8 protein-coding genes and 1 pseudogene are annotated in these 13,814 nt (G+C 53.2%); 7 read left to right on the forward strand and 2 right to left on the reverse strand.

The annotated features are described in order from the left end of the window. Window positions 1–69: 69 nt before the first annotated feature. From ACR3ZL_RS11035 to ACR3ZL_RS11055, 5 genes and pseudogenes are all read left to right on the forward strand, one after another. Entirely contained in the window at window positions 70–3,132 is a 3,063-nt protein-coding gene (locus ACR3ZL_RS11035; protein WP_486173455.1) for a glycoside hydrolase family 2 TIM barrel-domain containing protein, read from the forward strand. Window positions 3,133–3,173: 41 nt separating this feature from the next. Continuing rightward, window positions 3,174–4,136, forward strand: coding sequence for an alpha/beta hydrolase fold domain-containing protein (locus ACR3ZL_RS11040; RefSeq protein WP_473653107.1), 963 nt, complete (start codon window positions 3,174–3,176; stop codon window positions 4,134–4,136). Between the two features lie 524 nt (window positions 4,137–4,660). After that, window positions 4,661–5,921: pseudogene (locus ACR3ZL_RS11045) on the forward strand (DUF1559 family PulG-like putative transporter). 37 nt (window positions 5,922–5,958) lie between these two features. Beyond that, window positions 5,959–6,165 (forward strand): hypothetical protein, encoded by a 207-nt coding sequence (locus tag ACR3ZL_RS11050; RefSeq protein ID WP_473653106.1) that lies wholly within the window; start codon window positions 5,959–5,961, stop codon window positions 6,163–6,165. Window positions 6,166–6,410: 245 nt separating this feature from the next. Further along, window positions 6,411–7,745, forward strand: a complete 1,335-nt coding sequence (locus ACR3ZL_RS11055) for a glycoside hydrolase family 140 protein (protein ID WP_473653105.1) — start codon at window positions 6,411–6,413, stop codon at window positions 7,743–7,745. Between the two features lie 101 nt (window positions 7,746–7,846). On the opposite strand, the gene ACR3ZL_RS11060 is transcribed toward ACR3ZL_RS11055, so the two are convergent. Then, window positions 7,847–9,160 carry an outer membrane protein assembly factor BamB family protein gene (locus tag ACR3ZL_RS11060; RefSeq protein ID WP_473653104.1) on the reverse strand — a complete coding sequence of 438 codons (1,314 nt, stop codon included), beginning with the start codon at window positions 9,158–9,160 and terminating at the stop codon, window positions 7,847–7,849. A 970-nt stretch (window positions 9,161–10,130) separates the two neighbouring features. Here ACR3ZL_RS11060 and ACR3ZL_RS11065 point away from each other — a divergent pair. Further along, window positions 10,131–10,967, forward strand: coding sequence for a 3-keto-disaccharide hydrolase (locus tag ACR3ZL_RS11065; protein ID WP_473653103.1), 837 nt, complete (start codon window positions 10,131–10,133; stop codon window positions 10,965–10,967). A 215-nt stretch (window positions 10,968–11,182) separates the two neighbouring features. After that, complete coding sequence (locus ACR3ZL_RS11070) at window positions 11,183–12,115, forward strand: hypothetical protein (RefSeq protein ID WP_473653102.1); 933 nt, start codon at window positions 11,183–11,185, stop codon at window positions 12,113–12,115. Window positions 12,116–12,130: 15 nt separating this feature from the next. On the opposite strand, the gene ACR3ZL_RS11075 is transcribed toward ACR3ZL_RS11070, so the two are convergent. Further along, window positions 12,131–13,717 carry a S10 family peptidase gene (locus tag ACR3ZL_RS11075; protein WP_486173456.1) on the reverse strand — a complete coding sequence of 529 codons (1,587 nt, stop codon included), beginning with the start codon at window positions 13,715–13,717 and terminating at the stop codon, window positions 12,131–12,133. Window positions 13,718–13,814 lie beyond the last annotated feature (97 nt).

Here is a 13,814-nt window from a genome sequence, read left to right on the forward strand (position 1 = left end):
GTATTTGTTTTGCCTCGGTTCACAAGACCGGTGGTCTTGTCTTGTCAGTTTGCGTTTGAAGAGTCAAAGATGAATATATCGGATTCAGCGAGATGGTCGTTGATCGTTCTTGGGGTGACCTGTCTTAGTATGTTGCCAGTGAACGGTTTTGCCGAACGGTTAAGTTTTGATCAAGGGTGGAAGTTCATTCAACGCGATGTGAATGGCGGCGAGCAAGTTGAGTTGGACGATTCCGCTTGGCGTGAATTAGATGTGCCTCACGACTGGGCGTTCGAAGCCGACTATTCTGCTGACGCTGACCAGCGGGACACGGGTGGCTACAAGCCGGGCGGCATGGGGTGGTATCGCAAACACTTTGAAGTCCCGGCGGGTTGGCAGGGGAAGCGTGTGTCGATTCATTTCGACGGCGTGTACATGAACAGTGAAGTTTGGATCAACGGCCATCGACTTGGGAAACGTCCATATGGTTACATCCCGTTTCACTACGATCTAACGGATCATCTTCAGTCCGGAACAAACGTAATCGCCGTCCGTGTGGATTGTCGACTCGAGCCGTCGGCACGCTGGTATCACGGGTGTGGGATTTACGCTCACGTCAATCTTCGATTAACCGATCCCGTCTATGTTGCCAACGACGGCGTCTTGATTCGAACGCCTGATGTTAGTGACGATCTCGCAAAGGTGTCGGTCGCGACCGAGCTAGTGAATGAATCAAATCAGGTGGCACGGTCGGTTTTGCACACGCAAGTACTGGATGCACGTTCGGTCGTGGTTGCTCAGACGCAAACGGATGTGGAGATCAAACCAGGGGCGATCGTGAAGGTGGCCCAGGACCTATCGATTGATAATCCAAAGTTGTGGAGCCCTGAAAGTCCTACGCTTTATCATCTCAAGAGCACGCTCGGTTCCGGCGATCCTGTGGTGACTCGGTTTGGTGTGCGAACGATTCGGTGGGATACCGCGACCGGATTTTGGCTGAACGGCAAGAACGTTAAGTTGCGAGGTGTAGCGGATCACTTGGAAGCCGGACCGGTAGGGGCCGCGACACCGGATGAATTGATTCGCTGGAAGATTCAGTTGCTCAAGGATATGGGCTGCAATGCCATCCGCACCGCACACAATCCTCAGGTGCCTGTCTTTTATGAGTTATGCGACGAGTTGGGCATGCTTGTGATGGACGAGATCTTTGACGGCTGGAGTAAGAAGGCAAAGGAAGACTATGGCAAACAGGCTTTCGACCAATGGTGGGAACGAGATCTTCGCACTTGGTTGAAAGCAAACCGTAACCATCCTTCCGTAATGATCTGGAGTTTAGGGAACGAGACGCACGGGAAGATCGCATCGAGATTGGTTGAGGTTTGTCACGAGATGGACCCCACACGGTTGGTGACGTCCGGCCATTCCGGATCGGAACAGATGGATGTGCTAGGGGTTAACGGTGCGTCGGAAAGCCAGCGGTTTTATCAGAAACCGCCGCCGGATAAACCTTTCGTTGCAACCGAAGCTCCCCACACTTGGCAAGTCCGTGGCTACTATCGCAGTAAAACGTGGTTTCGGGATGGCGCAAAAGCTCGGTCAGGTCCCTTCCCGTTGCCAGACCTAACCGAAAAGGAAATCTTCACGTACGACTGGATTGCACCCAAGGCACGGAAGAACAGAAAGCAAATCTTCAATTCGTCCTATGACAACGCCATGGTGCGAATCACGGCACGTAAGAATTGGGAATTGATGCGTGACCTTCCGTGGTTCAGCGGTCACTTTCGCTGGACCGGGTTTGATTACCTCGGCGAGGCTGGCTACGTGCATGGCGGTTGGCCGTTCCGCGCATTCATGGGCGGTGCATTGGACTTGGCTGGATTCAAGAAGGACCTCTTTTATTTCTACCAAAGTCAATGGACCACCGAGCCGATGGCTCATATCTTGCCGCACTGGACCCATCCTAAGATGGCCGCGGGAACCGAGGTTCCGGTGTGGGTGTATTCGAACTGTGACGAGGTGGAGTTGTTCCTGAACGGCCAGTCGCTGGGTAAAGATCGTCCAGGCAAGAAGTGGGACGAGATGCAGTGCGATTGGCTGGTGCCCTGGAAGCCGGGCAAGTTACTCGCCGTGGGTTATCGCGACGGCGTCGAGGTCGCGCGAGCGGTACAGGAAACCGCAGGTGCACCGTCCAGGTTGCGGTTGTCGGTCACCGGTAACCGCAACCCGATCGTGACCGTCGAGCAGACCGACGATCGCGGAGTCATGAACCCCTATGCGGAAAACCGAGTTCACTATCACGTCGACGGGCATGCTCGAATTTTGTCCTTGGAAGGCGGCAACCCGGTCAACACCGAAAACAACTACGGTCAACCATCGCGAACAGCATTCTTCGGAAAGACCCGCTGCTTCTTAGGCGAGAGTGAACCGGGAAGTGACTCGTCCGTTGTCGCGGGTGCCATTCTCGGCGAAAAACAACTGATGACATCCCGTGCCGTCAGCATCGATGTTCAATCGATTGCAATTCGCGGAGAGCAATCCGTTGAGAACTTTGAAATCTTCTACAGCGTTGACGGTTCGAAGCCGCAAGCCCCGTATACGGGTGTGTTCGAAGTGGATGACGACACGGTGGTTAAAGCGGCCGTCTATCGCGGAAGTCATTTGTTATTCGAAATGAGTGAGCGGTTCGGTCCCGACGAAGGATTGTACTGGGGGGAGGCCGATGATGGTTCCTCCGAAGCCGGCGATTCGTCTGACGCACAAGGTTCGTCTGGTGCACAGGCCGAAGAGGCAAGCTTTCAAAAAGCTCGCGTCGCAACCAACGGTGCAGGATTTCACGGCAAAGGCTTTTTGGATTTTGGTGGCAACGCAGACGGCTTCGTTGAGTGGTACCAAGAGAACGATGGTGATGATTACCAGGGAACGATCTCGATCCGTTACAGTTGTAATGCGAGCAAAGGTGGTGGCCGAGTCATGAAATTGCTCCACAACGGAAAAGTAGTCCGTCCTAAGTTGTTCTTTCCCAATACCAAGACTTGGGGCAAGGATTGGAAAACTGTTGAAGTGAAGGTCAAATTAGTGCGGGGCGGTAACACAATTCGCCTGGAGACCACAACGGGCGGTGGGCCTTACATCGATGAACTTGTCGTCGAGTAGTGATCAGTGTCTCGAAGAAATTCTATTGAAAGAACATCGTGATGAAGAATTATTTCAGTCGTTGGTTGCTGTTGATTGCAGCGTTGTTGTTAGTGAGCGTGGCGAACGTTGGCGGTTCGGCTCAAGCCGATGAGACAGCAACGCTAAAGCCGACCCTCGACAAGGTTTCCTATGGCGAACATCACAAGCAGGTCCTGTACTTTTGGCAAGCCAAGTCAGAGTCGCCGACGCCGCTGGTGTTCTACATTCACGGTGGCGGATGGCGAGGAGGCGATCCGCAGGACGATAACTTGATGAACATGTTGCAGTCGCTTTTGGATGCCGGTATTTCAGTTGTGTCGGTTCAGTACCGGTACATCAAGGATGCAGAAGCCCAAGGTGTTGAACCGCCAGTGAAGGCACCGATGGAAGATGCTGCCCGGGCGTTGCAGTTTGTCCGTAGTAAGGCATCGCAGTGGAACATTGATCCTGAACGCATCGGAGCGTGTGGTGGTTCGGCGGGTGGTTGTACGAGCTTGTGGTTGGCCTTCCATGATGATCTAGCTGACCCAGAGAGCGCTGACCCGATCTCACGTCAATCGACTCGACTGTATTGCTCGGCAACGATTCGGCCGCAAACCACCTTAGATCCTAAGCAGATGAAGGAGTGGACGCCGAACAGCAAGTACGGCAGTCACGCGTTCGGAATCTATAAGCCGGGTGAACCGAAGTTCCAACTCGACTTTCCGGCTTTCTTAGCCAAGCGAGATGAAATTCTGGACTGGATCAACGCTTATTCACCTTATGCGTGGGTCAGCAGCGATGATCCACCGACGTACATGTTCTACAGCAAACCGCCAGCGATCGGCAAAAAGCAAGGTGACCCAACACACACATCAAACTTTGGTGTCAAGTTGCAAGAACAACTCAATGCAGTCGGCGTCGAGTCGGAGCTCTTCTACCCCGGTGCTTCGGATGCCAAACATAAGACGGTCCAGGCGTACCTAATCGATCGCCTGAAGTAGAGCGGTTTAAGTCACTGTCGCATTCGTTTCACCTACGGTCCATGCGATAGCGACACCGGAGTATTTTACTGTGCAACTCTGCGCATTCTACCCAGTCGCCGCAAAGGCGATTGGCGACGGAAACCTTTTCTTCATCGCACTTTTGTCGGTCTGAATACATCGACCAACAAAACCGATTCTGGCCCTCGGATTTTGTCTTAGCAGGAATCCCTTCGGAAACCGCGGATAAGTGCCCGCTGTCGAAAAAGCGTGGCAGGTATTCAGAAAAATTTCGCGAATTTTTGGTCCACATTGGCCGAGTTTGGCACTTTCTACATGTGTCTTATTCTCGGATGCGGCACGTTTCCAAGAGTGACCTGAGTTGGTGATCACATAGGGATGTGAAGTGTGACGGCGATTGATCCTGGGAAAAACGCAGGTCAACCCTCCCGCCCACACGCTATTCAGATTCGAGTTCTTGGAAATGTTCTCGCAGATCGAAATTTCTACCTAAGCGAAGAATCGAAATGAGGAACATAATGAACATGAATCGAAGTAGAGAGCTGCATGAAAGGTCCGTGAAAGGCTTCACGCTGGTCGAATTGCTTGTTGTCATCGCAATCATTGGTGTGCTTGTTGGTTTGTTATTGCCAGCCGTACAGGCCGCACGTGAAGCGGCGCGACGGATGAGCTGCAGCAATAATTTCAAGCAAATTGGTTTAGGACTTCATAACTACCACTCGGCATACAAGCAGATTCCTATGCAGAGTGGCGGAACGGCCGATCTTGATGGGGCTTGGGACCCGAGTCCAATGGTGACGAAAGCGTCTGACGCGCCTTTTTCCAACAACTATTTTGAACTGAGCTGGTTAGTTGGTTTGACGCCCTTTATTGAGCAACAGGCATTGTGGGAACAAATCAGCAATCCGCTTTTGGTGCCCGGCCAAACGACATACAGCTTTCCGCCAATGGGACCGTATCCACGGCGTAGTTTGAACGACCAGAACAAAGCGAATTATCCGCCTTGGATGACCAACATTCCTACCTTCCGTTGTCCCAGCGATCCGGGTAATGGTCTCCCCAGCCAAGGGCGAACCAACTACGCAGCGTGCGTCGGTGATTCCATCGTCGGTCAAACTTCGGCCAGCGTGGACCAAAAAGGAAACCTGAGCACCAATACTTGGGTTGTCGATATTGCTCGCAACGGTTGTCGCGGTGTCTTTAAGGCGCGAAACAAGATGGCGTTCCGAGACATTCTGGATGGTTTGTCGAACACCATCGCTGCCGGCGAAATGCTAACCGATCTCGGGGATAACGATATTCGAACGACCGGCGTCGGGCATAAGAACAGCTATTCTCCATCGGTCTCGTACGCAACAGGTGCGCTTGTTTGCCGCGAAGGGATTGATCCTGCTAGACCGCAGTTCTGGAAAGACACTCTGCCTGCGACATTGGAATTCAGTGGAGCGGCAGAGGATCGACGGGGAGCCAAGTGGTGCACTTGGCCGACCTTGGTTCACCAGCATGACCACCATTTTGCCACCCAACCGTGAAGCGTGTCTGCATTGGCGTTACACCGACGATTGTATTTTGCCACCGGCCAGCCGACACCAAGGTGGTGTCCACGTCCTGATGGCGGATGGAGCGATCAAGTTCATCACTGACTCGATCGAAGCAGGGGATTCCAGTAGTGCTCAAGTTGGAAAAGATGGTGCCCATTTGAAGCCAGGCATTCCAAGTCCTTTCGGCTTATGGGGAGCACTTGGGACTCGTGCGTCGAAGGAAATCATCGACCAAGAGTTTTAAACGAGATTCCATTACTACCAACTTGAGGAAGAAGTGAATGATGAAGAACCGATTTGCATTGAATCTCGAAAAGACTGGAGTGTTCACGGTGCTGCTTTGTACGTTGACATTAACCATGATGGCGTGCTCAGGATGCAGTGGCTCTTCACCCGAACTGAGCTCGAGCAACGAGGAGTTAGAAGCCTTCTTGGAAAAGCATCCTGGCGGCTTAACGGAAGAAGTCTCGATTGACGGTCAAGAATAAGTCAGTTGCGTTGTACGCAGACTGATTGCTATGCGGTGAGTCGAGTTTTCGTTGATTGATCCGATCCGGTGAGACTCCTGCCGTTTCCTATTCGCCCGGCATGTTAAGCTTCTGGCTGGCGTGCACGGGCGATTTTTTTTGTAAAGACTGAAGTTGAGACTGCTCTTCAGAGACGGTCGTTCTTTGGCATACCGCTTGGATGGTTGTTTGGCGTGGTTCGAAATAGTTTAACGACGGGTATTTTGTTGCGAATCGAACTGGTAATTGGCACTTTGCTGCTCTGCATGCCAGTGCAATGCTTCGCGGTCGAGTTTCCGCTTCGTATCAGCAACAACCACCGCTACCTAGTTGATTCGGCGGGCACACCGTTCTTTTGGCAAGCAGATACATGCTGGCGTCTATTTCAGGGCGTAACGCGACAGGACGTTGCAACGTATTTGGATGATCGTCAGGAGAAAGGCTACAACGTCATTATGGCGAGTGCACTCTTCAGCGGCATCGATGCGTACGGCGAAAAAGCATTCACCGGGGCTTGGGGCAGCACCCCGAATGAAGCCTATTGGCTGCACGTGGATTGGGTATTTGAAGAGATCAAGCGACGAGGAATGGCGATCGGTTTTCTGCCTACGTGGACGCGTCCGCGACAACTCGGACATTACGCTCCAGCCGACGTGATCGCTTATGGCAGATTCGTTGGCCGGCGCTATGGCAAGTACAAGAACATCGTCTGGATACTCGGAGGTGATGTGGATGCTCGTAAGATCGTCGTGGAAGACACCCGGAGGTTTGCCAACGCAATCGAACAGGGCCAAGGCGGCCACACTCGTCTAATGACTTTGCACGATTCAGATGAAGCTGACGGCAGTACTTATCTCTCCGATGAACCTTGGCTTGACATTTATACTCAACACAACGACACGTCCGGTAAACACGTACTCGCCGACTATCAGCGAAAGCCAACCAAGCCAGTCCTAAACCTAGAGCCTCGTTATGAAGAGTTATTCGTCAATCGTCACGATGACGCCATTCGACGTGACAACATTCGTTGCCTTTTCAGCGGTGGCTTGGTCGGTTTGGTTTACGGAGCTGATCCGGTCTGGAACCTCGGGGCCGATGGTTGGAACTTCCCAGCGAAATATTGGCAAGACCATCTCGATCTGCCAGGTGCAGGGCAATCGACAATCGTTCGCAAACTGATGGAGCAGTGGCGATGGCACGAGTGCAGTCCGCAAGGCATGGGCGGCCAACTAATCGATGACGGAACTAACATCCCCGCGTTGCTTGCCGACAACAAACGCTATGCCCTGGTTTACCTTCCGACGAACGAAGACAGGCAATCCGTCACTATCAAAATGAATGCTTTGAAACCATCTGTGGTGAAGGCAGTTTGGTTTGACGCAACGAACGGCGTTTACCAGAATGGAGGCACCTATGTTGATGTCGACACGCAGACTTTTACGGTTCCCGGTGCCAACAGTCGCGATGCCTATGATTGGATCTTATGCCTCGGCGAAATGCCAACTACCCCAACCCCTTCCGCTGATCCATTTCCAGTTGGAAAAGCGGCAACGCCTCAATAAGTCACAAATTGCAGACGAACAGACATCTCGCCGTTCGTGTCTTTGAATAGAAGCGTTGCCGACCGAAGTTTGTCATGCCGGCAATCGCAACAATACGCACGTTAGCGAACGCAAATCAGTGCGTTGCCAACACGCAAAAGGAACGCGTCTTGGCTGGCTGCGACGCCGTAGAGCGTCGGGCGACTGAACATGGCTGCTCCGCGACGTCGTTCTTCGGATTCTTCTGCCAACGGTTTTTCGGCAGGCAAACTCTCACTGGTCCAGGATTCATTTTCGGCGAGCACCTTGAATTCACGACCTGCCGAAAGCACGGTCACTGTCCCGCCGGTCCCAAAGAAATAGATGCGATCGCCGACAGCTACGGGGGTCGCCCAGCAAGACTGCTCGATTCGCTTGGAGTAGACCGATTCGCCTGTGGCGGCATCAAAGCAGTACACCACTCCAGCACGATTGATCCAGTACGCAAGGTCGTTGTGAAGGATCGGTGACGCCCAGCTCGGAGTCGCCTTTTCAGCAACCCATTGGCGTTTAAGTTCCCATTGGTCGCCGTTGCGAGAAAGTTGCATCAGGCCATTCGAACCGGCGGCTGAACCAGCATCTTCACCATTACGTCCGGGTGACGCTCCGACCAAGAATCGACCTTGCCCGCAATCCATCGGGGTCGTTCCGGTGTTCCCGCCGACATCGTCAAACGTCCAAAGTTGTTTGCCGGTTTCGGCATCGAAACCATCGATCGAGCCTGCGGAGCTAACAACGATTTGTGTTGAACCGTCGACTTCTAAAACCGCTGGCGAACTCCAGCTTCGGCGAGGTTCACGGTCCACTTTCCAGCTCGTTTTACCGGTTTCTTTGTTAAGGGCAAGCAGGCAACTGGGGCCATCGTGTTCGAGTAGCACGATGATATCGGTCGTCGTTTGGCAAGGTGAAGCACCCAGTCCAAACTCAGCCGTCAAGGGACCCTCGTCTTTGCCCAAGTTGCGAACCCACAATTGGTTGCCTTCGTGGTCGTACGCGACACAATCACCGCTTTCGAATAAGGCGATCACTCGATCTTGATCGACCACCGGCGTCGGTGCTGCTCGGCTGACGTAATAGCTATTGGTGACTGGGAATGAATTCGTGAGAGGTTGTTGCCACTGCTGAGTACCTGATTTCATATCAAAACAGGTTGTGTAAAAGGTGTCCTTTTGCGGGCCTTCCACACTGGTAACAAAGGCAAGATTATCCCAGATCACGGGACTCGATTGACCGTGCCCGCGGATCTCCTGTTGCCAAGCGATGTTTTCAGTCGGTGTCCATTGCAATGGTAGGTTGGCGGCCGAGCGGGGTTCCGCACCGGAGCCAAGAAACGAAGGCCAAGCGTCGACGCCCGTCGTCGATAGCACCACGCAAAGGGAAAACAGGAAATGGTTCATTGGATTCAGTGGGGGTTAGATGAGTGATGGTTCGCTAAAAAACGATGCATTGTCGGTGAGTCGTCATTATTAACGAAAGGTCGCTTGTGGGGTATGTGCAGCGTTATGGTAGACGCATCGCTAGCGGATTCGTAGTCGTCGGTTCAGACGCGTCAGGCTTTTGAGAGCGACAGCAGCGGGAAGGTATCGTGATTCCAGCGGAACTCGAAGAGGAAGCGTGATCGGGGTTTAATTCGTCGTTTTGGGTGTTTGAATTGGTAGCCCGTTCGGTCAGGAAGCCTACGGGGGCGACGCGGTCGGTGGCCGCCCACCGCAGCGTTTCGATGTTACTACGGCAACAATAATTGGTTCCACCAGAGATCTGCACTGGCACCCGCATGAGCAATTCTCGCACGGATAGCGTTCGATCGCTTTCCCCGGGCTGAGGGGGATTTTGCTGGCAGCATTCGTGCTCCAGAAAGTGCAGTGCTAACCAGCAACAGCATCCGCGAAATGGACCGCTGAGTCGTTGAGGGTTGAAAGATGGCTCGAGTCAAGCGAGACAAAGCAACTTCACTTCGAAGCTTGATGGCACGTGGTGAGATAAAAAGTCGTCGACTTTGATGTGGATTAGATTGTGGTCGGGACCGTCTAGCTAGACAACGGTGTTTTCAGATCGTGTGAATTTTTGCCGCAGCCGGAATCCCGGTGAAAAGCCCCGAGCGAAGAGACAGCGAAAGCCATGGTGGTAGCCCTAGAAACACGACGTTCTGTGGGTGCGGAAATCGGTGAGTACTGTTGATCACTGGGCCGAGCTACACTGGTGGTTAGCTACAATGCGTCGCTGTCGACGTGGTCTACGCGAATTTTCAATCGCGAACTTCATGGACCGTCGAGCTTTCTAAGACGCGTGTCAACGCATGTTGCTGAAGGCATCCACGTTTGCCACATTCAAACTTTAACCGCAGTCTCTCCCCACGGAATCTTGATCTTGAATCACCGTCTATTTGCAACAATCGTGTGTCTCGCCTTTTCGGCAATTTCGGTTTCGGCTGATGACAAAGAGTGGCGCCCGCTGCTTGACAGTTCTTTGTCGAATTTTGAAGTATGGATGGGAGTGCCGCATACATCAGTTAAGGGACTTCCGGAGGGCACGCGTCAAGCCAAGAACGGAATCAGCGGAACGCCAATGGGACTGGATGCGGATATCAAGAACGTTTTCTCTGTGAAGGAGGTGGATGGCAAGCTCGTGCTTCATATCTCCGGCGAAATTTATGGTGGACTGACGACGCTAGAAGAGTTCGAAAACTTTCACTTTAGTACCCAATTTCGCTGGGGCGAAAAGAAGTGGGAACCTCGTTTGACCGGCTTGCGAGATAGCGGGATTCTTTATCACTGCACTGGGAAACACGGCTCGTTCTGGAACGTTTGGAAATCTTCGATTGAGTATCAGGTTCAGGAGACTGATCTGGGGGACCTGTTCACCTTGGCGGGCACGTCGGCTGAAGTTCGCGTGAAAGGAAATCGATACGACGCCGAAAGCGATGACTACATCACCAAGGGCAATGCTCGGTCCCGAGTGGAGCCGGATGCACCGCACGGGCAATGGAACCGCCTTGAGATTTACACGATCGGGACCACTTCCGTGCATATTGCCAACGACGAGATCTTGATGGTGCTCGAGAATATGAAGATCCGCGGCAAACCACTAGCGAAGGGGCAAATCCAAATTCAAAGCGAAGCCGCCGAGTGTGAATACAAGGATATGAAGATTCGACCGATCTCAGATTTCCCAGCGAATCTGAAGTCGAAAATGCGGTTGCGCTAATGCACCGGAGATTTGCTCGTTTCCACCAGCAGCCACCGCTGGAAACCTTGATTGGAACGGATCGAAGATGTTCCGCCAAAGGCGTAAAAAGACGCAAGCCCAACATCGGTTTGGGCCGATAATCGGAAGAACCGGTAAAGTTTGCGTTTCGTGTCACTGGGCCTTGGGTGTCATTTTCCGGGGAACGAAGCGGTTCTCATGTTGGGTCTTCCGAGATGACTTCGATCGATTCAGTCTCGTACAGAACTTTGCAATCGCAAAAACGATATGCGACCAGTCATGAAGTCCAGAGCGTCTTCAGTGAAATATTGGCAACGGTTGGTGTCGACGGTTACCGTTCGGCGCAGCCTTTGGATATTTCATCTGCTGCGAGCGTGGACGACGTCGAATCCGCCGAATCGCCGGGCGGAGCGTCCAGTGATGTCGTGGTCGGCGTGGAAGCCGACGTCGATCCGCTGGATGATCTAGCCGTCGATGCTTGGTACAACTGGTACGAGCTTGAGAAAACTGGACGCTACCGCTCGCTGGCTACTTCGACGGAAGTGGATGCCGAGCAGGTGAAAACCGATTTCGGCAACATTATCGCGAGAGCTTATAACGAGGGCGGCTATGCGGATCCGAAGCAGTTTTTGAGCTCGTTGTCAGACGACGAGATGGAATCGATCCGTCAAGTTCACTATCTTGCCGATTCGGTAAACGTTTCGTCGCTGACCGACGAGGGGGCTCTGAACCTGTTGATTCCATCGGTCGCCCAGGTCGACTTGAACTACGATGGTCTGACTCAATCGGGAGCCGGTTACGGGATCCGTTTCCCCGACAGTCGCACGCCCGCTAATGTTGCGGCCGCTTGGGAAGAAGCGACTGCCGATCTGGACCCGATGGAAAAGGGACTTTACGCGTTGCAGGTGAAGCTGCCCGGGTTGCTTGCCAACATCAAGCTGCACGCCGACGGAACGTTTTCGCATGTGATCGAACCAGGGGATCCGGCGTACGAAAACCCGATGGCGTCGCCGGACTATTCCTACGAGCAATCGGCTCGCGATTACGTCGAATATCTCGATGCCTTTCGAGCTCAGATCGACCCCGTTCGCTACCAACGTGATCGGTCGTTCTGGACCGACTTTGCTTCACGCCTTGGCAGCGAATAGATCAGGCCAACAGACTTATTCATTCACCGAAGCTTGGTGATAGAACCTTTTTAGGTCTGAACGCATTTGCGTCAAAGACGGGCCGTGGATGTACATCATGTGTCCACCTTCGTAGTGCTTGACAGTGACATTGTCTTGGCGAGCTTTCGGCAACCCTAAGTGATCGAGCGTGTAATGCATTGCATGGTGTGGAGTCGCTAAGTCGTAATAGCCACACGCAACGAACAGCTTCAAGTATGGGTTAGCGGTCATCGCCTTGCGTAGTGTTTCGGAGGCGTCGACGTAACGGCCTTCGAACGAGTCGTAATTCCAAGGGTGTACCTTGCCCGTCAAAATTTCGTAGACACGGCGATCTTCGTAATCCAGTTCACGCCGCATGTAGTCGTTTAGGCACGCCGTGAAGGCACCGAACAAAGCCGCCGCGCTGGGGTCGTATTCGGAACCCTCGCCTGCGGAATCGCGATCAATCCCCGAATAGCGGCTGTCGAAGCGACCGATCGTGAGCTCTTCGTCACGCAGTAATTCTTTTCCGAACCGGCCCATGGGAATCCGTAGGTCAGTCGATAGAACGTATTCCTTCGACAATCCGGTTAGCTTGGCGAGTTCGGTTGCGACTCGATTTCGCTCTTTGTCACTTAGGTTGGTGCCTTTCAGCAACGCGGGAGCGTATTGGTCGTAGGCGAATTTTTCCGCTCGGCGTACTAGCTTCGCCAGCGGTAGAGCTTGAAGCTTGTCATCGAGTTGTTTGTGGTACCAAGCCGTCGCCGCGTAAGTGGGCAAGAAGCACACGTTAGGCAGATCGTTGCTGGGCGAGAAGCGAAGCGTTTGGAAATTGATTGCACCGGAGATCACGACGGCACCGTTTAGTTCCATCTTGTAGTGATCACGCAGATAACCGCTTAGCCCGGCGACCCGCAAACCGCCGTAGCTTTCACCTAAGATAAACTTGGGCGACAACCAGCGTTCGAACCTTGTAGTGTAGTCGTGGATGAACTGCCCGACGCTGTGGATGTCTTTGCGGTAGCCATGGAAGTCGCTCTTGGATACGTCTTTGGCCGGACGGCTGTATCCGGTGCTAACCGGGTCAATGAAGACTAGGTCGGTAACGTCGAGCAGGCTGTTGTGGTTTTCATCCAAGTGATAAGGCGGACGCAGGATCGAAGCATCATCGGGGAACTGGATGATCTTGGGACCGAGCATACCCAGGTGCAGCCACACTGATGAAGACCCTGGACCACCGTTGAAGCAAAAGGTCACCGGCCGCGAGGAGGAATCTTCTTCGTCGCGGGTGTACGCCACGAAAAAGACTTCCGCTTTAGGATCCAGTTCATCTGTTTCAATCACCAACCGGCCCGCGGTGGCGGTGTAGTCAAATGTTTCGCCTTCCACGGTCAATGAGTGTTTTGTTTCAACAACTTGATCGCTGAGTCCCTTTGCCTTCTTTTCCGTTTTGGCCTCGGTCTTGTCGTCAGCTTCGGTTGCCGCGGACGCATCCGTTTTATTTGTCGCACTGTCCTTGGCGTCGTCAGCCCAGGCGGTTCCGCCCAGGATCAGCATTGCGAGTAAGCCGGCCAAGAAACTTCGATTCCGCGCGTCCAACATGATTGTCCCGATGGTTCTGTAGATCGTGGTGTGTGAAGTGGGGAACAGTGCCGACCAGCATACACACGAATCTCGAAATGGGCATGCCGAGAGCGGG

Source organism: Rhodopirellula sp. J20-39 (assembly GCF_057365095.1).